The 24,082-nt window shown below is 63.3% G+C and carries 17 protein-coding genes and 1 pseudogene; 12 read left to right on the forward strand and 6 right to left on the reverse strand.

The genetic code is table 11. From position 1 onward, the window contains the following. Positions 1-25: 25 nt before the first annotated feature. A pseudogene (locus tag C0Z16_RS38750) lies at positions 26-204 on the forward strand (FAD-dependent oxidoreductase); the annotation flags it as partial. A 73-nt stretch (positions 205-277) separates the two neighbouring features. Here the strand turns inward: C0Z16_RS38750 and C0Z16_RS17320 are convergent. After that, complete coding sequence (locus C0Z16_RS17320) at positions 278-1,789, reverse strand: CoA-acylating methylmalonate-semialdehyde dehydrogenase (protein ID WP_102633344.1); 1,512 nt, start codon at positions 1,787-1,789, stop codon at positions 278-280. Positions 1,790-1,897: 108 nt separating this feature from the next. Between C0Z16_RS17320 and C0Z16_RS17325 the strand changes: the two genes are divergently transcribed. The 3 genes from C0Z16_RS17325 to C0Z16_RS17335 all read left to right on the forward strand — a co-directional run bounded on the left by C0Z16_RS17325 (position 1,898) and on the right by C0Z16_RS17335 (position 6,860). Then, positions 1,898-2,848, forward strand: coding sequence for a LysR family transcriptional regulator (locus C0Z16_RS17325; RefSeq protein WP_102633345.1), 951 nt, complete (start codon positions 1,898-1,900; stop codon positions 2,846-2,848). 171 nt (positions 2,849-3,019) lie between these two features. Continuing rightward, on the forward strand, positions 3,020-4,234 hold the full coding sequence (locus C0Z16_RS17330; RefSeq protein WP_102633346.1) for a hypothetical protein: 1,215 nt from the start codon (positions 3,020-3,022) through the stop codon (positions 4,232-4,234). 28 nt (positions 4,235-4,262) lie between these two features. Then, positions 4,263-6,860 (forward strand): ATP-binding response regulator, encoded by a 2,598-nt coding sequence (locus C0Z16_RS17335; RefSeq protein ID WP_102633347.1) that lies wholly within the window; start codon positions 4,263-4,265, stop codon positions 6,858-6,860. A 12-nt stretch (positions 6,861-6,872) separates the two neighbouring features. Here the strand turns inward: C0Z16_RS17335 and C0Z16_RS17340 are convergent, their stop codons facing one another. Then, the gene (locus tag C0Z16_RS17340; RefSeq protein ID WP_102633348.1) at positions 6,873-8,033 is read right to left on the reverse strand and encodes a hybrid sensor histidine kinase/response regulator; all 1,161 of its coding nucleotides are present in this window, start codon (positions 8,031-8,033) and stop codon (positions 6,873-6,875) included. Between the two features lie 409 nt (positions 8,034-8,442). On the opposite strand from C0Z16_RS17340, the gene C0Z16_RS17345 reads away from it, so the two are divergent. The 8 genes from C0Z16_RS17345 to C0Z16_RS17380 all read left to right on the forward strand — a co-directional run bounded on the left by C0Z16_RS17345 (position 8,443) and on the right by C0Z16_RS17380 (position 20,492). Then, positions 8,443-9,690, forward strand: coding sequence for an MFS transporter (locus C0Z16_RS17345; RefSeq protein ID WP_102633349.1), 1,248 nt, complete (start codon positions 8,443-8,445; stop codon positions 9,688-9,690). A gap of 374 nt (positions 9,691-10,064) precedes the next feature. After that, complete coding sequence (locus C0Z16_RS17350; protein WP_102633350.1) at positions 10,065-11,006, forward strand: TetR/AcrR family transcriptional regulator; 942 nt, start codon at positions 10,065-10,067, stop codon at positions 11,004-11,006. A gap of 169 nt (positions 11,007-11,175) precedes the next feature. Further along, positions 11,176-13,674, forward strand: coding sequence for an acyl-CoA dehydrogenase (locus C0Z16_RS17355; RefSeq protein ID WP_102633351.1), 2,499 nt, complete (start codon positions 11,176-11,178; stop codon positions 13,672-13,674). Positions 13,675-13,791: 117 nt separating this feature from the next. Then, positions 13,792-15,222, forward strand: a complete 1,431-nt coding sequence (locus C0Z16_RS17360; RefSeq protein WP_102633352.1) for a 3-oxoacyl-ACP reductase — start codon at positions 13,792-13,794, stop codon at positions 15,220-15,222. A 2-nt stretch (positions 15,223-15,224) separates the two neighbouring features. Then, positions 15,225-16,160, forward strand: a complete 936-nt coding sequence (locus C0Z16_RS17365; protein WP_102633353.1) for a MaoC family dehydratase — start codon at positions 15,225-15,227, stop codon at positions 16,158-16,160. A gap of 85 nt (positions 16,161-16,245) precedes the next feature. Then, entirely contained in the window at positions 16,246-17,547 is a 1,302-nt protein-coding gene (locus tag C0Z16_RS17370; protein WP_102633354.1) for an acetyl-CoA C-acetyltransferase, read from the forward strand. Between the two features lie 76 nt (positions 17,548-17,623). Beyond that, complete coding sequence (locus tag C0Z16_RS17375; protein WP_102633355.1) at positions 17,624-19,402, forward strand: AMP-binding protein; 1,779 nt, start codon at positions 17,624-17,626, stop codon at positions 19,400-19,402. Between the two features lie 49 nt (positions 19,403-19,451). Further along, positions 19,452-20,492 (forward strand): DUF1571 domain-containing protein, encoded by a 1,041-nt coding sequence (locus C0Z16_RS17380; RefSeq protein ID WP_175130683.1) that lies wholly within the window; start codon positions 19,452-19,454, stop codon positions 20,490-20,492. Here the strand turns inward: C0Z16_RS17380 and C0Z16_RS17385 are convergent. The 4 genes from C0Z16_RS17385 to C0Z16_RS17400 form a co-directional block, all read right to left on the reverse strand. Further along, entirely contained in the window at positions 20,489-20,899 is a 411-nt protein-coding gene (locus tag C0Z16_RS17385; protein ID WP_102633356.1) for a hypothetical protein, read from the reverse strand. The genes C0Z16_RS17380 and C0Z16_RS17385 overlap by 4 nt on opposite strands. A gap of 29 nt (positions 20,900-20,928) precedes the next feature. Then, positions 20,929-22,506, reverse strand: coding sequence for an FAD-binding oxidoreductase (locus C0Z16_RS17390; protein WP_102633428.1), 1,578 nt, complete (start codon positions 22,504-22,506; stop codon positions 20,929-20,931). 164 nt (positions 22,507-22,670) lie between these two features. Further along, complete coding sequence (locus C0Z16_RS17395; protein ID WP_102633357.1) at positions 22,671-23,546, reverse strand: anti-sigma factor; 876 nt, start codon at positions 23,544-23,546, stop codon at positions 22,671-22,673. Further along, a complete protein-coding gene (locus C0Z16_RS17400; protein WP_102633358.1) occupies positions 23,543-24,073 on the reverse strand; it encodes a sigma-70 family RNA polymerase sigma factor in 531 nt (176 codons plus the stop codon). Before C0Z16_RS17400 ends, C0Z16_RS17395 begins: the two co-directional genes overlap by 4 nt. Positions 24,074-24,082: the final 9 nt, after the last annotated feature.

The raw sequence follows: 24,082 nt of genomic DNA on the forward strand, positions 1-24,082 counted from the left end.
AGAACACTCAGCAATGACCGGCTTGCACGGGCTGGTTTTCGCGGGCATGGCCGGGCGGCTCATTGCCGAAGCGATTGCAGGCGACAGCTCGCGCTTCGATGTGTTCAGCAGCATCAGGCATCATCGCTTTCCGGGCGGGGCGACGCTGCGCACGCCGGCGCTGGTGCTCGGCATGTGGTCTACCGGCTGCGCGACCCGTTGTAGCCGCCAGACGCCGGAGGTTTATGCAACGGGCACCGTGTACCCGTTGCAGTCTGCCTTGACAGCCGTGATGTCTTTACTTCGCTGTCGGCATCGCGAACTCGGCGCCCTTCTCGGTGCTTTCCGGCCAGCGCTGCATGATCGACTTCTGCCTCGTATAGAAGCGCACGCCCTCTTCGCCATAGGCATGCGTATCGCCAAACAGGCTGCGTTTCCAGCCGCCGAAGCCGTGCCACGCCATCGGTACCGGAATCGGCACGTTGATGCCGACCATGCCGACCTCGATATGCCGGCCGAATTCACGTGCGATATGACCATCGCGCGTGTAGCACGCTACGCCATTGCCGAATTCATGCGCGTTGACGAGTTCGACCGCTTCGCTGAAATCCTTCGCCCGCACGCACGCGAGAACCGGGCCGAAAATCTCTTCCTTATAGATGCGCATGTCCGGCGTGACATTGTCGAACAGCGTGCCGCCGGTGAAGAAACCATCTTCATGCCCTTCCACCTTCAGACCACGGCCGTCGACCACGAGCTTGGCGCCTTCCTCGACACCCGTCGCGATATAGCCTTCGATACGCTCGAGCGCTTGCCGCGTCACGACCGGGCCCATTTCCGCATCCGGCTCCATGCCGTTCTTCACGATCAGACTGCGCGCGCGTTCCGCGAGGCGCGGAATGATCTTGTCGGCCACATCGCCCACCAGCACGGCAACCGAGATTGCCATGCAGCGCTCGCCCGCCGAGCCGTAACCCGCGCCGACCAGCGCATCGACGGCCTGGTCCAGATCGGCGTCGGGCATCACGACCATATGGTTCTTCGCGCCGCCCAGCGCCTGCACGCGCTTGCCATGTTTCGCGCCCGTTTCGTAGATGTAGTTCGCGATCGGCGTCGAACCCACGAAGCTGATCGCCTTCACATCGGGATGCGTGAGCAATGCATCGACGACCACTTTGTCGCCCTGAACGACATTGAAGATGCCGTCGGGCAAACCGGCTTCCTTCAGCAGCTTTGCCATGAAGAGCGACGCGGACGGGTCGCGTTCGCTCGGCTTCAGAATGAATGCATTGCCTGCCGCGATCGCAACCGGGAACATCCAGCACGGCACCATGCACGGGAAGTTGAACGGCGTGATGCCGGCAACCACGCCTAGCGGCTGGCGCGTCGTCCAGTTATCCATTCCCGTCGACACCTGTTCCGTGTAGTCGCCCTTGAGGAGCTGCGGAATACCGCAGGCAAACTCGATCACGTCGATGCCGCGCGCAACTTCGCCCTGCGCGTCAGAAAACACCTTGCCGTGTTCCGCCGTGATGATCGCGGCAAGTTCGTCGCCATGCCGGTTCATCAATTCGAGGAAGCGCAACATCACTCGCGCGCGGCGAATCGGCGCTGTGTCGCGCCATTTGGGGAACGCGCGTTTCGCACTGGCGACCGCCGTATCGACGTCCGCCGATTCGCCCAGCAGCAGCTTGCGCGGCCGCTCGCCCGTGGCCGGATTGAAAACCGCCTGGGTCCGCTCGCCCGCGCCACGTACCGGCTCGCCATGAATGAAATGGGTTACGTCTGCTGTATCGCTGTACGCCTGCATGTCATCTCCTCTACGTTGGTGTGTCGATACAGAAGTGTAAAAAGCATTGCGCCCCCCGCAAAGACGCTATCATTGAAATGATTGTTTTCAATAGCGAACAATAGACCGATGGATATGCAAAAAGTGGAAGGCCTCTGGGTCCATCTGCACTGGCTCTCGGTGCTGGCGGAACAGGGCTCTTATACGGCCGCGGCGGCACGGCTGGGCGTCAGCAAGGCCGCGATGAGCCAGCGCATCGCCGAACTCGAGCGCGCGGCGGGCATCGCGCTCGTGCAGCGCACCACGCGCAGCATGCGTTTTACCGAAGCCGGACAGCGGCTGGTCGAAACCACCCGCGCTCAATACGATCAGATCGCAACGAGCTTCTCCGCCGTTCAGGAAATGGCCGGAGTCGTGCGTGGGCTCATCAGAGTGACAGCGCCCGTTGCGTTCGGACGCCAGCAACTCGTCCCGCGGATGCCGCTTTTTCTGCAGGCCAACCGCCAGGTGAAAGTGCAACTCGACCTATCGGACCAATTGAGCTCGATCGCCACGGAAGGATTCGATCTGGCGATACGCCATAGCGCGCAGATACCGGAGACGCACGTCGCATGGAAGCTATGCGAAACGCGCTCGGTCATTATCGCGACGCGTGCCTATCTCAAACGGCAGGGACGACCCGCAGAGCCCGCGGATCTCGCCTCGCACGATTGCCTGTTCTATCCCCGCGCCAGTGGTTCCGGCATCTGGACCTTCGAGCAAAAAAGCGGCCGCAAAGCACAGGCAGGCCCCGTCAGCGTGACCGTCAACGGTCCGTTTGCCGCAAACAATAGCGAGTCGTTGCGCGACGCAGCGCTCGACGACCTGGGCATTGCACTGGTGCCCGACTTCACGGCGCAGCAGGCCGTTCATTCCGGCAAGCTGGAGGTCGTGCTGCCCGACTGGCGTCCAATGGGCGCTTTTGCCGAGCAACTGTATGTCGTACGCCCTTATGCGCCACACGTGCCAAGAGCGGTTGCATTGTTCATTGCGCACCTGAGAGAGACCTTCGCGGAGGGCTTTCCGCTGCAACGGCCTTGAACGCGCTCTGATGCGCGCCCGGCCAGCCGGGCTAAACAGCGCCCTATGCGATGCGCACGAACACACGGACAAAAACTATTGGTTTTCTCTAGAGTTGATGGATCGTCGGTCAATGCCGGCTGACGATGCCGCGCTGACTTCGCAGCACGGGGTTAACCAAGGGAAAATAAAATGGGAACGTCTCTTTACAACGAAATATCGACCAGCGACGACGGGTACGGCACACTCACGCTGCACCCATCCAGCGCGCCGCTGGCGCTCAAACACACGATCCACCCGGAACAGATCCGCGACAACCTGCCCGCGGGCCAGGGCGGCGTCGGCTTTCTCTTCCACGCTACAGACTGGGATACGCTTTCCTTCTCCTTTCACAATGTAAAAACCAGAAATGCGTCTTTCGAAGAAGAACTGTGGCGCACCAAGCCCTTCATTGCCTCACCGATCTATTCCGGCTCGCAGATGATTGGGGCGAATATCGCCTGCCCCGTGCCACTGGAGTTGTGGCTCGGGAGTCCACGCGGCATCAAGCGGTTTCGCGAGACTCAATTCTTTCCCGCGCTCGAACTGGCGAGGCAGGCGGGATTGAATATGGTGGCAATGGGCGCTTCCACGCCTTATGCCTGCAACTACGGCGCACTGCCCCGGCAAACCAGGCCGCCGCATATCACGACCGGTCACGCGGCGACTGCGGCCATGCTGAAAGACTGGGCGATTCATTGCTGCAATGAACTCGACCTCGAGTTCGGCAAGACGAAGCTTGCCCTTTTCGGCGCTGCCGGCCGGCTTGGCACCACGGTGGCCAAGTACCTGCTCTATAAGGAGACGCCTAAGGAGCTCGTGCTGATCGACTTGCCGGACAAGGTCAATCTGCTCGCGGATCAGGCGAGAGAGCTGATGGCGGCGGATCTGCTCGGACGCACGAAGGTCTCAATCCACACTTTCAGTCCCGATACGCCGTTGCCGCAATTCGATGGGGCCATCCTTGCGAGCAGCACCAGCGTGCCTTACCTCACCGCCCACGACCTCAAGCGGGCGCGCTTCTGGATCGACGACTCGCATCCGCGGGCTGCGAGCGCAGAAGCGGAACTCGCGTCTCGCGGACATACGCTATATATTGAATGTTTCGCACGTGGCCCGGCCGGTCTCGATACGAGGTTCCCGTTCAGGCTGCCGAGCACCCGCGATTGCTACACCTGTTTCGCCGAGGGGTACGCAGCCTGGCAGGAAGGCATCGCGTCCGACTTCATTATCGGCAGCCCGCCCGTGTGGTCCGTTTCCTATACCCACGGCTTATTGAAAAAGTACGGATTTTCGGTCGGACCTTTTCACGGTAAAGACGGCTCGGCGATCAATCTCGATGTCGTCGTCGCTGCAAACGTGAATTGACAGGGTCGTAAATGTCATTGGAGGCCAGATGCTAATACCGCGCGAAAGCATGCAGGACGTGCTGGAACGAAGCCGGTTCGCAATTCGATGGGGAGGCGCGCTCGGCCTCGTGTGCCACCCCGTCTATTACCTCGTCTGGACTTACATCCTGCCGCAGCCGTACGACAACCTGCCACTGCGTCTGAGCGCGGCGCTCATCTGCATCCCATTGATCTTTCAGGCGCGCTGGCCAAAGCGCTTCAACCACTACCTGCTGATTTACTGGCATGTCTGTCTGATCTACGTATTGCCGTTCGTTTGCACGTTTCTCGCGGTCAGGAATTCATTCTCCACTATGTGGATGATGACCGAGGTCATGATGATCTTCATCATGGCGCTGTGCATCGACAACCCGTTCCTGCTCATGGGCTGTATCGGCATCGGTGTATTTTCCGGGGGGTTCGCTGCGGTGGCCAGCTCGCCGGTTCCCATCGTACTGAGCACGGCCAATCAGTCGGATCTCGCGTTGCTGCCGGTCGTCGTGTTGTGCAGCATGGCCTTTAGCCATGCAATCAGCAAAGGGCGCATCTTCGTCGAAAAGAACCGGGCGCTGCAGGCACTCGCCGGCTCGATCGCCCATGAAATGCGCAACCCGCTCAGCCAGTTGAAACACGTTCTGGATCGTGTGGAAGAGACGCTGCCCGCCCTCACCGACTCGGGCCGCGTACCGGCGTTTTCGGGGGCGGGCGCGGCGCTGCTCTACCGGCATCTCGCGCACGGGCAGTTATCGATTGAGCGCGGCCTGCGCGTGATCGCCATGACGCTCGATGAAGTCAGCGCGAAACAGATCCGCTCGGACGCGCTTACCTATCTGAGCGCGGCGGCCACCACGCGCAAGGCGCTGGACGAATACGGCTTCGCCGATAAAAAGGAGCGCAGCAAGGTCCGCCTCGTGGTGCTGGAAGATTTCACGTTCAAGATCGATGAAACCGTCTATCTGTTCACGCTCTTCAATCTGATCAAGAACGCGCTGCATCATATTGGCCCGCTTCCCTCGGCCACGCTCACGCTGACGGTGGACCGTCAGTCGATCACGGTTCGGGATACGGGCAGCGGCATCGCGCCGGAAATTCTGCCGCATCTGTTCGAGCCGTTTCGCACCGCCGGCAATTCGGCCGGCACGGGCCTCGGACTCGCCTACTGCCAGCGGGCGATGCGCGCCTTCGGCGGCAGCATCGGTTGCAAGTCGGAGGCCGGCAAGTTCACGCAATTCACGCTGCAATTTCCCGCCGTCACGGAAGGCGAGGTGGCGGAGCACGAGCGCATGATCGTCGAGCGCGCCACAGCCGTGCTCAACGGCAAGCGCATCCTGCTCGCCGACGACGACGCCGCCCATCGCGCACGCATGCGGCGCACGCTATCGAAGGTCGGCGCGGACGTGAGCGAAGCCGAAAACGGGGAGGTTGCATTGATGATGCTCCGCGAGGCGTCGCCTTACGACCTCGTGCTGATGGACGTCAACATGCCGGTGCTGGACGGCTACACAGCCACCGAAAAACTGCGTGCCGACCGCGAGCATCCGAACTGGAACGTGCTGGTCGCCGCCTACACGTCCGAGCCGGGCAATGTCGCACGCGTGCTGGCCCGCAGAGCGGGCATGGACGACATGATCAGCAAGTCCTGCGGCCCGATGGAACTGTTCACGTCGTTGCAGGCGCTCTTCGAAAACGGCAACCGGCGCCATCTGAACCAGGGATTCGACGACTTCTCCGGCAAAACGATCCTGGTCGCCGACGACGACAATTACAGCCGGCTCGTCGCCAAAGCCTATCTCGAGCGATTCGGCGCAAGCGTGCTCGAGGCCGAACATGGGCAGGCGGTGCTGGAGCGGCTCGACGACGATGTCGTCATCGACGCCATCGTGGTGGACATGAACATGCCGGGCATGGACGGCCTGGAAACGGCCGCTGCGATTCGCGCGCGCACCGACGCATATGCAAGCGTGCCGATCATTGCGTTGACGAGTCAATCCGACATCGGCTCCGTGCAGGCGTGCATCGCCGCGGGCATGAACGAGGTCATGGTGAAGCCGGTCCAGGTCAGCTCGCTCTATGCCTGCCTGACGAGACAGTTTGCGCAGCAACGCGGCGGCAGAACGCCGGTCGAGGTGGAACGGTCGCCCGCAGTGCCGGCGTCGGGCGAGCTGGACAACCGGCTCGTCGCGATCGACGAAAGCGATCTGCTCGACGAACATCACCTTGGAGAACTGGCGGCGCTCGGACTGCTCGACGAATCGTTCGCGAACGGCATCGAGCAGATTCGCCTGCAGATCGCGCAACTCGGTGCAAGCGTGGCGGACCGCGATCTCGACGCGACGCACAGCGCGCTGCACCTGCTGCTCGGCGCAAGCGGCAATATCGGAGCAAAGGCGCTGCACCAGTTCGCACGGCAGATCTATCCGCGGACGCTCGAAGGCAAATGGCCCGCTGAACCCGACTGGCTGAACCGCATCAACCGGCTGGGCGAGCGTTCAGCCGACGCACTGCATCGCTATCTGGCGTCGGCCAATGCGGGTCACGCTCACCCGGACCTACCCAACGACCCAACGTCGACGAACACCAGCGGGTTCGCCGTGCGTGAGAATTAACCGGCTTGGTGCTTAAACCGTGCGGGTGACGGATGCCTGCTCGCCGTCGGCGTCGCGTATCCGGCCCCTGGAGCCCGGAAAACGCATCGTCACCGTGGTGCCCTCGCCGAGGGTGGATTCGATCCGCAGGCCGCCGCCAAACGACTGCATGATACGGTTGCAAAAGATCATGCCCATGCCGTGACCGCCCTGACCCGCGTGCGTGGTGACAGGGTCGAGCAGCAGCCGCGCCTTCACCTCCGGCGCGATGCCCGGGCCGTTGTCGCGCAAGCGGATTTCCGGTTCGGGCTCGCTGATCACTTCGATGCATAGCGAAGGCGCCGGGCAACCGTCGAGTGCGCGCAATGCATTCGACATCAGCGAAGAAAGAACGAGCGCCACACAATTCGGCATTGCATGGACGACAAAATCGCCATGCACATCGACGTCGATCCATTCGCGTTGCAACCCGGCAAACGGATAGGAATCGAGCAGCGTAGCAAGCAGCCGCGCCGCCCTGACCTCACGCACCCCGCTGCCCGACGCCGGTTGCTGGCCGCCGCTTTTATGCACGGTCGCCCAGAACGACGAGATGAGCGTCAGGCAATATTGCGCGTTGTTCAGCATCGAAGTTGCCGCGGCGCCAATCTCTCTTTGACGCTGCGGATCGTATTCCTGCGCGACGTCGTTTTCCACCGAGCGGGCAAAGAGCGAAATGGCGGCAAGCGGCGTATTCAGTTCGTGAGCGAGGAACGCGAGCGTCTCGTCCATGGCGAGCAGCCGTTGCTGACGCGTTTCGCGCTCGGCGTAGCGCGCCACCGCCTGTTTCAGCACCTCGCGCACCGAATCCATGCGAAGCGGCTTTTCGATGATGCGGAACAGGTCGCCGGTATTGAACGTTTGCAGCAGCATGTCCTTATCGGCGTAGGCAGTGACGAGGATGCGCACGATTTGCGGATACGCTTGCGCGACCTCGCGTAGCAGATGGCCTCCGTCGCGCCCCGGCATGCGAAAGTCGGTCACGAGCACGGCAATCTCGGGCCCGAGTTCCTTCAGCAGGACCATGGCCTCGTCCGCGCCTTGCGCGAGATGCACACGGTAATCGTCACTTACGGCGCGCGCGAAGTGGTGGCGCGACATCTGGTCGTCATCGACGAACAGAATGGAAAACGGCGGTTGTATCGTGTCACTCATCGTATTTCCGGCAGATCCATGGGCGGAGCGTCGACAGTTGCGGCTCGAATTGCATTTTACCGTCGCGACACAGCGGATCGGAAACGCAAAGCGTCACCTCTACCGGCAAACGGAGAACTGAAGTCAATTCGACCGGATTTACACGCCCCCGGTAATACTGGCATTACAGATTGCCGACGATTTTTCACACATCACCAATACGATAATTACGTTCAACCGACATCGCCCTTCAGTCCCGCACTCAGCACGATATTTGCTGCATGGATTCGCACGGATATGCCTGCGCCGGTTCCTGCAGACGCCTGAAGGTGGGCGTACACTCGCGCTCAAAGCCCATGCCACGGGGCGCACCGGGCGGTTGAATGGGCCATTGTCGAACAGCGTTACCTGAGACTGAGGAGACTGGTCAATGAACTGGACACGGGAACAGAGAAACGTCACGATCGCCGCCTATCTCGGCTGGACACTCGATGCATTCGATTTCTTTCTAATGGTGTTCGTATTGAAGGATATTGCCGCGCAATTCAATACGACGATCCCTGAAGTCACATTCGGCATCATGCTGACGCTGATGATGCGCCCGGTCGGCGCGCTGATTTTCGGCTGGCTCGCGGACCGCTACGGGCGCCGGCCCACGCTGATGGTCAACATTGCGTGCTTCTCATTGCTCGAATTGCTGTCGGGCTTCTCGCCGAATCTCGCCACTCTGCTCGTGCTGCGCGCGCTGTTCGGCATCGCGATGGGTGGCGAATGGGGCGTGGGCGGCGCACTCACGATGGAAACGGTGCCGCCGAAATCGCGCGGCATCGTCTCCGGTCTGCTGCAAGCCGGCTATCCGAGCGGCTACCTGCTCGCCTCGGTCGTGTTCGGCATCTTCTATCAATACATCGGCTGGCGCGGCATGTTCTTCGTCGGCGTGCTGCCGGCGCTGCTCGTGCTGTACATTCGCGCGCACGTGCCGGAATCGCCGGCCTTCAAAACGCTCGAGAAGCAGGCGCGCCCTGGCCTCGTCGCGACGTTGAAGCAGAACGTGCAGTTGTCGCTCTACGCGATCGTTCTGATGACGGCCTTCAACTTCTTCTCGCACGGATCGCAGGACCTGTACCCGACTTTCTTGCGCGTGCAACATCAGTTCGACGCGCATACGGTGTCGTGGATCACGATCACGCTGAACATCGGCGCGATCTGCGGCGGGCTCTTTTTCGGCATGTTGTCGGAGAAGATCGGGCGCAAGCGCGCGGTCTTTATCGCCGCGCTGATCGCATTGCCGGTGCTGCCGCTGTGGGCTTTCTCGAGCACGCCGGTATTGCTCGCGGTGGGCGCGTTCCTGATGCAGATCTCCGTGCAAGGCGCATGGGGTGTCATCCCCGTTCATTTGAACGAGATCTCGCCCGATGAAATTCGCGCGACCTTTCCCGGTCTCGTGTATCAGCTGGGCAATCTGATCGCGTCGGTGAACGGTCCGCTGCAAGCAAGCGCCGCCGAAGCACACGGCAACAACTATGCGCTCGTGATGGCGGTTGTGATCGGCATTGTCGCCGTCGTGATATGCGCGCTGATTCCGTTTAGCCGCGAGCGCCGCGGCATCGACATGACGCAGTCGGCCCAACATGTCGGCGCCCATCCGCAAGCAAGTCCCGTTGGAGGACAGCTTTGAGCGTCGAACCCGATCGCTCGCCGAAACGCTATTTCGCCGGGCGCTTATCGGGCACAATAGGCGCAAAGGCAGCTCGAACCGCACGGCGCGACGCTCGCGCCGCAGTACGTGAAAGCAGACATAACAAACGCGCGCAAGCGTAAGGCCAGCGGAGTACCCATTCATACGAGGCCGTTCCGATTCGTCGGGACGGCCTTTTTATTTTCGGCGCCGCCACCGCGCATCGAATCTTCATCAGATTTCTAGAGGAGTTAATCGACACGCAAGCTTGCTCACATTCACCATCCTTCTTATCCTGAAAAAAACGGCTGTTTCAAATACACATTTGAATCGCCTGTTTGCGGGCGGGGCGCCCGGCAACTGGGAGACGCAACATGGCAGGTCGCACAACGAGTCGGCACGCCGGCGATACGAAGTCACGCATCCTCGACGCCGCCGAGGCGCTCTTCATCGATTGCGGATATGAGGCCATGTCGCTGCGCCAGATTACTTCGCGCGCCGAAGTCAATCTTGCGGCGGTCAACTATCACTTCGGCAGCAAGGAATCGCTGATTCACTCGATGCTGTCGCGCCGGCTCGACAGGCTCAATCAGGAGCGACTCAAGCTGCTCGACCGCTTCGACGTGATGCTTGGCGAACGTCTGACCTGCGAGCATGTGCTCGGCGCGATGTTCATTCCGGCACTGCGGCTCTCGCGCGATCCGCGCGTCGGCGGCAAAGCGTTCCTGCGTTTGCTGGGCCGCGCTTATACCGACCCGTCCACCTTTATTCGCGACTTTCTGAATGGGCACTATGCGTCGGTGGCCGTGCGTTTTTTCGATGCGTTCCAGCGCGCGTTGCCGCATCTGCCGCGCGAGGAACTCGGCTGGCGCCTGCACTTCGCGATCGGCGCACTATCCGGCGTGCTGGCGGGTGCCGATACGGACAGCCTGATCGCCGAGTTTTCGCAGGGCAAGTCGATGAACGACCTGCAACTGATCGCGCGCCTCGCCTCGCTGATGGTCGCCGCGCTGAAGGCGCCGCTGCCTGACGCGTCGCAGCTTGCCATGTTCGCCGCTGTGCTCGGGGACGCCGCGGACAACGGCGAGGAAGGCGCTATGGAAGGTTGCGCGGATGCTGGCGAGGTTGGCGAGGTTGTCAATGGAAGCCTTGCCGCTGGCGAAGCGCAGAGCGGCGACGGCTCGGGCGAGTCGTCGTCAACGGCGGCTTCGTCCGGCTCGTCCGTTCCATCTGGCCCGCCCATCTCCGGCGGCGAGCATCGCGGCGGCGCAATCGAAGCCAGTTCGTTCCAGCAGGCAATGGACGGCGCGACGTAAAAGCCGCGCGCCGTCGGCCGTGAAAGCGGCGCCATCACGGGCCGTTTTACAGATGCAGGCGGAACGCAGGATTTCGCGGAACCACCGAAGCACAACATCAACAAAAACGTGAACCGTCCGCACGCTGTGGATGCGTTCGCACGCACCGTCGAAACAGGGAGAAAGCGTCATGTCGTGGTTCGTCTTGCTGCTGGTGATCGCCGCTTTTGCACTCGTCTATGTTCAGGCGCGAGCGCTCTGGTGGCTGGCCTTCATGATCGTCTGGGTCGCGGCGGCGCGTATGACGGGAGCGGCGGGCGTGACGGCAACCACGCTCTTGACCATCGTACTGGTACTGCCCGCGCTCGTGCTCGCGTTCAAGCCGTTGCGCCGTGCGTGGCTCGCTAAGCCGGTGCTCGACGTGTTCCGCAAGATCCTGCCGGAAATGTCGCCGACGGAGCGCGACGCGATCGAAGCCGGCACGGTCTGGTGGGACGCCGAACTGTTTTCCGGACGCCCGCATTGGGACAAGCTGCTCGGCTACGGTCCGGCGACACTGACGGTCGAAGAACAGGCGTTCCTCGACAACGAATGCGAGCAGTTGTGCGATCTCGCGAACGACTGGGAAACCACGATGCTGTGGCAGGACCTGTCGCCGCAAGCCTGGCAGTTCATCAAGGAGCGCGGCTTTCTGGGCATGATCATTCCGAAGCAGTACGGCGGCAAGCAGTTCTCCGCGTACGCGCATTCGCAGGTCATCATGAAGCTGGCCACGCGCTGCTCGGCCGCCGCCGTTTCGGTGATGGTGCCTAACTCGCTCGGCCCTGCCGAACTGCTGATGCACTACGGCACCGACGAGCAGAAGAACCACTATCTGCCGCGGCTCGCGCGCGGCGAAGAAATCCCCTGCTTCGCGCTGACGAGCCCTTACGCCGGCTCGGACGCCGCTGCGATTCCCGACGTCGGCATCGTCTGCAAGGGCGTGTTCGAAGGCCGCGAGACGCTCGGCTTTCGCGTCACGTGGGACAAACGCTACATCACACTCGGGCCGATCGCGACCGTGCTCGGGCTCGCGTTTCGCGCGCTCGATCCCGATCGCCTGCTCGGCTCGAACGACGAACCCGGCATCACGTGCGCATTGATTCCGACCGGTCATCCGGGGGTGAACATCGGCCGCCGCCATTGGCCGCTGAACGCAGTATTTCAGAACGGCCCGAACTCCGGCAAAGACGTCTTCATTCCGCTCGACTGGGTGATCGGCGGACGCGCGCAAGTGGGCAACGGCTGGCGCATGCTGATGGAATGTCTCGCGGCGGGCCGCGCGATTTCGCTGCCGTCGTCGAATGTCGGGATGGCGAAGATCGCCGTGCGCGGCACCGGCGCGTATGCCGCGATTCGCCGCCAGTTCCGCACCGCCGTGGGCAAGTTCGAAGGCGTGCAGGAAGCGCTCGGCCGCATGGGCGGCAACCTCTATGTGATGGACGCCGCGCGGCGCCTGTCCGCGCATGCGGTGGACCTCGGCGAAAAGCCCTCGGTGATTTCGGCAATCGCCAAATACCACATCACCGAACGCGCTCGCATGGTGATCAACGACGCCATGGACGTCACCGCCGGCAAGGGCATTTGCATGGGGCCGTCCAACTTTCTGGCGCGCGCGTACCAGCAGGTGCCGATCTCGATCACTGTGGAAGGCGCGAACATCCTCACGCGCTGCCTGATTATCTTCGGCCAGGGCGCAATTCGCTGTCATCCGTATGTGCTGAAGGAAATGAGCGCGACGCGCGAAACGGACCGCGCCAAAGCGCTGCGCGATTTCGATGACGCGTTCTTCGGCCACGTCAGTTTCACGCTCTCGAACGTGGCGCGCAGCGTCGTCTACGGCATCACGGGCAGCGCCTTCATCGCGAGGCCGCGCGCCGCTCATGCGCCGCTGCACGCGTACTATCGCGCGGCGACCCGCCTCGCCACGGTGTTCGCGTTGCTCGCGGACGTGTCGATGTTCGTGCTCGGCAGCGATCTGAAACGTCGTGAACGGATCTCGGCACGTCTTGGCGACGTGCTCTCGCAGCTTTATCTGATCTCCGCGACGCTCAAGCGTTTCGAGGACGAAGGCCGTCAGGACGACGACCTGCCGCTCGTGCGCTGGGGCGTCGAAGACTCGCTGTACCGTGCGCAACAGGCGCTCGACGGCGCGCTCGCGAACTATCCGAACCGCTTCGCCGCCGGCCTCGTGCGTGTGCTCGCGTTCCCCTTCGGCTTGCCGCACCGCGAACCGTCCGACCGCCTCGGCAGCGAGATTGCCGAGCTGATGCAGACGCCCGGCGCGGCGCGTAACCGTCTGCTGTCGGACTCGTACGTGCCGCATCCCGACGTCGATGCGCTCGGTTACGGCGAACTCGCGTTCGAGCTGAACCCGCGCTCCACGCAGATCGAGCAGAAGCTGCGCGAAGCGGTAAAACAACGGCTTCTGGAACCGATGCCGCAGAGCCTCGCGCAACTCGCCGCATGGGCCGATGCCGCGCTGCAAAAAAGCCTGATCGATGCCGACGAGCGGCGCGTGCTCGATGATTACGCGCGCTATGCCGCGCAGGTCGTGAAGGTCGACGACTTTCCTGCCGACTTCGACATGCTTGCGGGTCTGCAGAAACGCAAGGAGGCGCTCGACAAAGCCCTCGAAGTGACAGCCTGATGTCGACCGGCGCGTGTACCAACCGCGTGAAAAAACCTCGCTGCGAGGCACGCCGATGCGCCAGACTCAGTGCACACTGACAGACGTCCGGGCGTGCCCAGCGGAGCAACGAACAATATGAACGACTCTTATCTGAACTTCGTCAATTCGCCGTTCGGTGCGCGGCTTGCGCGTTCGTTCGGCCTGCCGAAGCCCGAGGTGCTGCGCCGCTATCGCGCCGATGAGCCGGAGTTCGGCGGACTGGTCGCGATCGGCGCGGGGCGCGAGCCGCATTTGCTCGATCCGCTCGCGGACCTGGTGGCGAGCATCGGCGTGACGAGCGTCGCGCATGAAAGCGCCGGGCTCTGGATGCCGCTCGCGCATCGCCACGGTTTGATGACGGGGCGCTTCGAACCCGCGGATTCAGGCTCGCCGGCGCGTCTCGCCGCCTTGATCTTCGATGCAAGCGGGATCGAGGACAGCAGCCAGCTCGGACCGTTGCACGCGTTCTTTCACGACACGCTGCGCTCGCTTGGGCAATGCGGCCGCATCGTCGTGCTGGGACGACCGCCAGAAGGTTGCGCGAGTCCGCGTCAATGGACCGCGCAGCGCGCGCTGGAAGGCCTCACGCGTTCGCTCGGCAAGGAAGCGCGGCGCGGCATCACGGCGAATCTCGTCTATGTCGAACAAGGCGCCGAGCATCGCGTGGAAGCCACGCTGCGCTTCTTTCTGTCGCCGCGTTCTGCGTATGTATCGGGCCAGGTGGTGCGGATTGCCGCGAGCGGTTCGGATATCGCTACGGACGGTAACTCCCCGGTGCCGCCCTTCGACTGGAAGCAGCCTCTCGCGGGCCGGCGCGCGGTGGTGACGGGCGCGGCGCGCGGTATCGGTGCATCGATTGCGAATGTGCTCGCGGCGGAAGGCGCACACGTGATCGGCATCGATATTCCGTCGGCGCGCGACGCGCTCGAAGCCACCATGCGCCAGTTGAACGGCACCTCCCTGGCCTTCGACATCGCCGCGCCCGAAGCGCCCGCGCAGATCGCCGCCGCGCTCGACGATCAGGGCGTGGACATCGTCGTGCACAACGCCGGCATCACGAAGGACAAGACCATTGCGAAGATGACCGGCGCGATCTGGCAAAGCGTGATCGACATCAACCTGTCCGCGCAGGAACGCATCGACGACGCGTTGCTCGCGGCGGGCATTCTGCGCGACGGCGGGCGCATCATCGGCGTGTCGTCGATCAGCGGCATTGCGGGCAATCTCGGCCAGACGAATTACGCGACCTCGAAAGCCGGTGTGATCGGCCGTGTGCAAAGCATGGCGCCGCTGTTGCGTGCGCGCGGCATCACCATCAACGCGGTCGCGCCGGGCTTTATCGAAACGCAGATGACCGCCAGGATGCCCCTGACCATCCGCGAAGCCGGACGCCGCATGAATTCGCTCGCCCAGGGCGGCCTGCCGGTCGATGTCGCGCAGACCATCGCGTGGCTTGCGCATCCGGGGTCGGCCGGCATCAGCGGCCAGGTCGTACGCGTGTGCGGGCAAAGCCTGATCGGAGCATGAGCATGGATGAATCCGGTGATCCGTTCGGCGGCAATCATGCGTCGCGACTCGCGCGGCATGATGCGGTGCGGCCGAAGACGGTCGTCGTCGAGACCTTGCCCACGCCGGCGAAACTCTATGCACGCGCGTTGTCCGGCATCGTCAAGCGCGGACGCCCTACGCACCTGCCGGCGTTGCGCCTCGTGCGTCCCGCCGTTGCGCTCGATCCCGGCCCGGTATGGCGTTATGCGCGCGTGTGCGGCTTTATCCCCGAGCATGGCGTGCCGCTCACGTATCCGCATCTGCTCGCGTTTCCGTTGCATCTGCTGATGCTCACCGACCCCGCGTTCCCGTGGCCCGCCGTCGGCCTGCTGCATCTGGCGAATCATGTGCGTTTGCGCCGGCCGCTCGCGTACAAGGACATGCTGCGCGTCGAAGTGGAATTCGGCGCGCTGCTGCGCCACGACAAGGGCCAGGCGTTCCTGCTGCACACGCGCATCTACCGGCGGGGCGAAGCGGTGTGGGACAGCGACAGCGTCTATCTGAAACGCGGCGTGCCGGTGAGCGGCGGGGCTCTCGATCCGCTCCAAGTCGACACCGCGGCGCTGCAACGCATTGCGCGCTGGCAACTCGCGCCGCAGCTCGGCCGCGATTATGCGAGCGTGTCGGGCGATTACAACCCGATCCATCTCAGTGCGCTATCCGCGAAGGCATTCGGTTTTCCGCGCGCGATCGCACACGGCATGTGGACGCTCGCGCGCGCGGCATCCGCATTGCAGCCGCCGAAGCCGCTTGCCGAAGCCACGCTCAGCGCCGAATTCAAGGTGCCGATGCTGCTGCCCGGCGAAGTGTCGTTGTGGAGCGCATCGTCTTCGCTCATCGAACGCGATATCGAGGTACGCGACATCGACGGAGAAAAGCCGCATTTGCGCGGCCGCATGCAATGGAGGCTGCAATGAAACGCGCACGCGTTTTTGCCGATAGCGATACTCGCGGTTGCGCCCGCCAGTCCGCTCAACAGACAACAAGCTGAAGGAGCCGAGCATGTCCCACCCGCTGCCAGCCGTGCGCCGCGTCGCGATTATCGGCGGCAACCGTATTCCGTTTGCCCGCTCGAACACCGCGTATGCGACCGCGTCGAATCAGGACATGCTGATCTTCACGCTGCAAGGACTGATCGACCGCTATAGCCTGCATGGCGAACGTCTGGGCGAAGTCGCTGCGGGCGCCGTCATCAAGCATTCGCGCGACTTCAATCTCACGCGCGAATCCGTGCTCTCCACCACACTCGCGAAGGAAACGCCCGCGTACGATGTTCAACAGGCCTGCGGTACGGGTCTGGAAGCGACGATCCTCGTTGCCAACAAGATCGCGTTGGGGCAGATCGAGGCGGGCATCGCGGGCGGCGTCGATACGACATCCGATGCGCCAATCGGCGTGAACGAAAACATGCGCAAGATTCTGCTCGAAGCCAATCGAGGCAGGAGCACAGGCCAACGCGTCGGTGCGTTGGCCAGGCTGCGGCCCGGCATGTTCTTCAAGCCGCTGTTGCCGCGTAATGGAGAGCCGCGTACCGGACTTTCGATGGGCGAGCATTGCGAATTGATGGCGAAGCGTTGGAACATCTCGCGCGAAGCGCAGGACGTGCTTGCTTACGAGAGCCATCGCAAGTTGGAGCAAGCGTACGCGCGCGGCTTCGTCAACGATCTGATGACGCCGTATCGTGGCCTCTCACGCGACAACAATTTGCGCTCCGATCTCACGCTCGAAAAGCTCGCCGCATTGAAGCCCGCATTCGACCGCGACGCCGGCACGCTGACCGCAGGCAATTCGACGCCGCTCACCGACGGCGCGTCCGCTGTGCTGCTCGCTAGCGAGGAATGGGCCGCGCGTCGGGGGTTGCCGGTGCTCGCGTATCTGAGCTGGTCGGAAACCGCGGCGGTCGACTTCTTCGACAAGAAAGAAGGTCTGCTGATGGCGCCCGCCTACGCGGTGCCGCGCATGCTCGCGCGAGCCGGGCTCACGTTGCGGGACTTCGATTTCTATGAAATCCACGAAGCGTTTGCCGCGCAAGTGTTGTGCACGCTCGCCGCGTGGCAGGATGATGAATATTGCCGCACGCAGCTCGGCCTCGACGGCCCGCTCGGCTCGATAGACAGCGCGAAGCTCAACGTGAACGGCGGCTCGCTCGCCACGGGTCATCCGTTCGCGGCGACGGGCGGCCGCATCGTCGCGGGCCTCGCGAAGATGCTTGCGCAACTCGATAAACCGGCGGGCACCGCGCGCGGACTGATCTCGATCTGCGCGGCGGGCGGCCAGGGCGTGGTGGCGATAGTCGAACGCTGACCGTCATAGACGCAAGATGCAGGACCATGCAGCACACCACACAAACAGATGAAGCCACGGCTTCAGGAGACGACCGATGACCGAGCCCACTCAAGCCTCGCCTTGGCCCACCGCGGCGAACCAGGCAACCGGGCGGCCGAACCACGCGCCCAACACCGACGGCATCTGGTACGCGTCGTATCCCGCCGGCGTCCCGCATGAAATCGATGTCGGCAAATACGAATCGGTCGTGCAATTCTTCGACGAATGCATCGCGCAGTTCCGCGAGCGCGTTGCTTATGTGAGCGTCGGCGCGAGCATGACCTATGGCGAACTCGGCCGTAAGGCGACGGCGTTCGCCGCGTATCTGCAAAGCATTGGCGTGAAGCCGGGCGACCGGGTCGCGATCATGTTGCCGAACACGTTTCAGTATCCGGTGTCGCTGTTCGGCGTTCTGAAAGCCGGCGCCGTGGTGGTCAACGTGAATCCGCTCTATACCGTGCGCGAACTCGCGCATCAGTTGAAGGACAGCGGCGCGCAGAGCATCATCGTGTTCGAGAACTTTGCGAAGACGGTGCAGGATGCGCTGCCGGGCACCAAGGTGCAGAACGTGATCGTGACCGGACTCGGCGACCTGCTCGCCGACGGCCTCAATCTAAAGGGGCGTCTGCTCAATTTCATGCTGCGTCATGTGAAGAAGATGGTGCCCGCGTACGACCTGCCGCAAGCGGTGCCGCTGCTGGAGGCGCTCGCCATCGGCTATGCGCGGCCTTTGACGCCCGTTCGCCCGACTCATCACGACATTGCTTTTCTCCAGTACACCGGCGGAACGACCGGGGTCGCGAAGGGCGCAATACTTACGCACAGGAATATCATCGCCAATCTGCTGCAGGCGAAGGCGTGGGCCGAAGGTCAATTGAGCGGCGAAGTCGAAACGGTGCTCACGCCGCTGCCGCTCTATCACATCTATTCGCTGACGGTGAACGCACTGATCTTCATGGGGCTCGGCGGGCGCAACATTCTGATCGCGAATCCGCGCGACATGAAGCGCGTGATGATGATCATCCGTCACGAGAAATTCACCGGCATGACGGCGGTCAACACGCTGTACAACGCCTTTCTCGAGAACGAGGAGTTCTGCAAGCGCGACTTCTCCAATCTGAAGCTCGCGATGGCGGGCGGCATGGCCACGCAGAAGTCGGTGGCCGATCGCTTCAAGGCCGTCACGGGCAAGCCGATCATCGAAGGCTACGGCCTGACCGAGTGCTCGCCGATCGTGTCGATGAACCCCGTCGACATCTCCAACCTGCGCGACTTCGAAGGCTCGATCGGTCTGCCCGCGCCGTCCACGCAAGTCCGCTTCAGGAAAGACGATGGCAGTTGGGCGAACATCGGCGAAGCGGGCGAGTTATGCGTAAAGGGACCGCAGGTGATGAAGGGCTACTGGAACCGCCCCGAAGAAACGGCGAAGACGATCGACAACGAGGGTTGGCTCGCGACCGGCGACATCGGCGTGATGGATTCGCGCGGCTTCATTCGCCTCATCGACCGGAAGAAAGACATGATCCTGGTGTCGGGCTTTAACGTCTATCCGAACGAAATCGAAGACGTGATCGCCGCGCATCCCGATGTGCGCGAAGTGGCGGCAATCGGCGTGCCGGACGACGCGCAGGGCGAGCGGGTGAAGGTGTTCGTCGTGAAGCGCAATCCGTCGCTGACCGCCGAGCAGGTGATCGCCCATTGCCGCAAGAATCTGACGGGCTACAAGGTGCCGAAGGTCGTCGAGTTCCGCGACGAACTGCCGCAAACGAACGTCGGCAAGATTCTGCGCCGGGCGCTGCGAGACGAGGAACTCGCGAAGCAAAAGACTGCCTGACAGGTAAGGCGCTTGCGTGAAGTCTTGCGCCACCTTTCCGGAGAGATCGATGACGCACCGCCTGTTAGCACGCCTGGGCCTTGTTCTTTTTGTGCGTTGCGTACGGCCCGGCGCTGACGCCGGCGTGGCGGCGCCATCGAGCGCGGTGGATTCACGCGCATCGCGGCGCAGGTTCCGCCACGGCACGCTGCTGCTCGGCGCGCTAATAGTAATGGCTGGCGCACTGAGCATGGCGACATTGCCGGCCTTCGCGCAAAACGACGACAAGCCGCCTGCGCTCGAAGCCGCGAGCGGCGTCAAGCCGCCCGCCACGCCATCGACGCAGGTCGGCAAACTGACGCTCGATCAGCAGGTGAAATGGCTGCGCGCCGCGCAACGAAGCGGCGCGCTCGAACAACTCGACGACGCGAAACTCGTCGCGCTGTTCAAGTCGATCGATCCGCTCGCGCTGCCGCGCTATATCAAGGAAGGACCGAACGGCTACGCGTCGTATGAGTTCACCATGTCGCGTTCCGAGCGCATTCACGGCCAGTGGCCCGACAAGCCGGACCACATGCTCGTGCGGCTCGCGCACAACCCGCTGCGCATTTACGCGAAGTGGCTGCCCGACGGCGCGCGCGCGGGCCAGGAAATCCTCTACGACGAGTCCAAACGCGCCGATGAAATGTATGGTCACCTGGGCGGCATCATGAATGTGATGCCGTTATGGACGTCGCTAAACGGCGCCCTCGCCCGTTCGCAATCGAATCACGACGTGCGCGATCTCGGCACCGAATACATTGCTCAACAGTATTTGAGCGAGGGCAAGAAATACATCGAGGCCGGCTTGCCGCGTTCTACGCAGGTGGAAGTGAAGACGATCGACGGCGTACGCGTGGTCGCGTTCACGTTCGAGACGCCGACCGGTCAGCCGCAGTTCTACGCGAAGAAGGAAACGCTGGGGCTCGATTTGCGGCATCCGTATTTCCGCACCGTCGAGTCCTATGACAACGACGGTCGCATCTTCGAGAAGATCGTGTTCGAAACCATCACGCCGAAAGCTTTCGACGATTCCACTTTCGATCCGAAAAACAAGGCCTATAAGTTCTAGCGCGGCGCGAATACGAAGCTCACGTAAGTGGACTGCGCGGCGGACTGCGCGCCTCGTTCGTGACTGTGCTCCACACGATGAGTCGCGCGAGTGGCGAGCTCCTTCAGCACGAAGTAATCCGAGGCGCGCGTCACGCCGATCAGCCAGGATGCCGTGCCCGCCTCCGCCGATGTCTGTAAAAGCGGCGCAAGTGTGGTGTGCCACAGTAAGCCGATGTCGTCGCCGGTTTCAAACGTCGGCAAGTTCATGGCAGCGGCATAGCGGGCAAACGCGGCGCTGAATGCTAAAGTCGAATCGGCTATCGCGACGGTGTCCCTGTGCGACGCGGCATGCGCGAGCCAGGGCCACGCGGTGCCTGCCGTGGTCGAAAGCCATGCACTCGTCATCATGAAGGCGCGTCGGTCCATGCGTTTTATCCAGTCATCGTTCCTGCCGGTCAGGTATATCCGCGCCGGTCGCGCCATGCCGCCGGCCAGATGCCCTGCTTGCCCGGCGCGAGAATGCCGTTCGGGTCGAGCGCGTCCTTGATCGTTTCCGACAGCCGCAGCAACGCGCCGTCGTTGAAGCTGTACTGTGCAGCGGCGAAATCCATATACGCGAGATGGGCGCGATATTCACCGTAACCGGCCGCACGCGCATCGCTCATCAGCGAACGCAATAACGCGCCGGCCTGCTCGACCTGGCCGGCGTCGTCCCGATCGAAAATCGCCGCAAAAATGTGATGCAGATGACGCACGCCCGCCGTAAAACCGCCGTAGTAATCGAAGCCGTATTCCGCGGCGCGCGCCTTTACCATGAAGTATTGGCGCAGCGCATCGCGCCCGGTCGCGGGGCACACCGGCGCGAAGTCTACATGCGCGCCCGCGCCGCCGCGCCAGTCGAGCATGCGAAACGCGCTCATCGCCGGGATGCCCGCAAGATTGCGGTCGCCACCCGCCGTGGGCTGCGCATCGCCCGCATAACGCCTCGCGAAGAGCCGCGCTTGCGGCACGCGCGCGAACGCCCGCTGCACGATCGCGTAGCGCGCGTCGATCAGTTCAGGCGTGCCGTACAGCGCGAAATGCAGGTTCCAGCGCCCGACGTTCAGCTTGTCGAGCATCGCGGCCACCGCGCTCTCGGGCATCGGGCCGGGACCGTCGTACCACTGGGCACGCGCCGACAATCCTGCCGCGCGACGCAAACCACCTTCGATCACCGCGTGGTTGCGGATCGTTTCATCGAGCCGCAACGGCCGCAAGGTTTCGACGATGGCTTCGAGATCCGCCTCATGGCGAAACTGGATTTCACCGAGCAGATACGCAGGCGGCGCGGGCATCAGCCATACGCCGAGCTTCGTGACGATGCCGTAGTTCGACTGCATGAACATCGCGTCGAACGACGGTCCATAGCCCGGCTGATAAAGCTGCCACGCGGTGCTTGTGTCGATTGCGCCCATGCCCGTGCGTAAGACGTCGCCGTTGGCCAGCACCACTTCCATCCCGCATTGCGTGGCCGCATGATCGCCATACGCCGTGTAGCCGAAGCCGCGTTCGAGCGTATTGCCGACCACGCTGCCCCAACCAGCCGCCGGCGGATCGACCCAAAGCCGGTAGCCCTTGTCGCGCAGATGCGCGTACAGATCGAAGTAGCTCACGCCCGGCTCGACCAGCGCATAACCGAGGGTTTCATTGACCTCGATGATGCGGTTCATCCGTTGCAGATCGAGCACGACCGAGCCGGCGAGACGTGGCGCCGCGCCGCCGTACGCGAAATTGCGCCCGGTCGAGACCGTCCACAACGGAATGCGATATTGATTCGCTACGCGCAGTACCGCGCGAATTTCATCGACGGATGCGGGCACTAGCGCGGCGCTCGCCGAAAACGCCTCGCGCTCGCCGGGCGCGAACGGATCGAGATAGGCGGAGAGTCCAGTCGCCGAATTCACGACGTGCGGCTCACCGACAATCGAGCGCCAGGCGGCGAGCGCACGGTCGAACTGCGCGGCGGAAACTTTCGGCGGCAGGCTGCGGGTCAAGGGCTCTCCTTCGGCGGCGGAACGGCCGGCGCTCGTGCGCTCGAGCATTCGCCGCTTCTTTCGTCATCGCGGCACGGCACGCCTTGCATGCGTCGACTTGCGGCGACGTAGGCGTGGCCATGTATCGAAGTATAGGAAGCGACGAGCAACGCAATAACGCCGCGCTACTGCCACGTTTCGGGCTTGCCGCCGAGCGCGCTGCAGACGTCGACGGCGATCGAGCGCAGCTTGCCTTCCGCGATCGGCCCCGACAACGCGTAGCCCATGCCGTCGTTGATCCAGTAGAAGGTGCGCCGGTTGCCGTCGCGCAACAGGCGGAACGCGGTCTCGTCGCGCGCGGTGCCGGTCACATACAGCGTGAGCCGCGCGCCGGCGCGGTTCTCGTACATGAACTGCGCGGCCGGTCCCGCTTCGCCGGGCAACAGACGGCCGCCCACCAGCGAATAGCCGTATTCCTGCAACGACGGCACGGAAAGCGGCCGGTTCAGACGTTTCGAGAGCCAGTTGATCAGATGTTCTTCGTCGCTCGCCGCAACTTCCACAGGATGACGCCGCTCGGGCGTGTACACCGCGTAGGCGACGTCGGCGCGCTCCGCGAAGCTCGGCGGCCGCGCGCCCAACCCGTTCCACGCGCCGCCGGTCAGGCGCGGCGCGAGCGGACCCAGCGCCAGCGCGAGCCCCGCGCCCACGGCAAGCCAGCACGCCGCGATACCGACACGCTGCCACCACGGCGCGCGCGGACGCAGGACGATGACAGCGGGGTCGTCCGCATCATGGGCCTCATTACGCCCGGCCTGTTCCGCTCGTTCGGCTTGTTCATCGGAAGCGCGGCGCGCGTCGCTCGGCGGGGCGCCGCACAGCGCGCGCAGCGCGGCCTTTTGCGCGCGCCATGCCGCGACGCGCGCAGCGGCTTGCGGATGCTGCCCGAGCAGCGCCGCGATGCGCTCGCGCTCGGCCTGCGTCACCTCGCCGTCGACAAACGCCGACAGCGCTCGCAGGTCTACCCCGTCGGGCAAGCTGGAATCGTGGTCGTTATTCATCGCGGATTTCTCACTACTTTCAACGGCGGCGGCTTGCGCGCCGGCCCCTGAGCGGGTTCTTCCAGCAACGCGCGCAGATGCTCGCGTGCGCGCGACAGACGTGACATCACCGTGCCGACCGGCACGCCGAGCGCCTTCGACGCCTCCTGATAAGTCAGTTCCTCCACGCAGACGAGCAACAGCACTTCACGCTGCTCGAGCGGCAGGCAATACAGCGCACGCTGAAGGTCACGCAGCACCAGACCGTCGACCTCGCGTTGCGGCGCTTCAAGATTGCGCCAGGGCGCGCTTTCGTCGTCGATGGCAATCTCGCGGCGGCCGCGAAGTTGATCGATATAGAGATGCCGCAGGATAGTGAGCAGCCACGCGCGCAGATTGCTGTTCGGCCGGAACGCCGTCCAGCGCGCGAGCGCACGCTCCGCCGTATCCTGCACGAGGTCGTCGGCCCAGGCGCGGTCACCCGTCAGCGCGCGCGCATAGCGGCGCAACTGCGGGAGCCACGAAATCACTTCCGCTTCAAAACTCACGCGGCGCGC

Origin of the sequence: Paraburkholderia rhynchosiae, from assembly GCF_002879865.1 — a bacterium.
Classification (GTDB): domain Bacteria; phylum Pseudomonadota; class Gammaproteobacteria; order Burkholderiales; family Burkholderiaceae; genus Paraburkholderia; species Paraburkholderia rhynchosiae.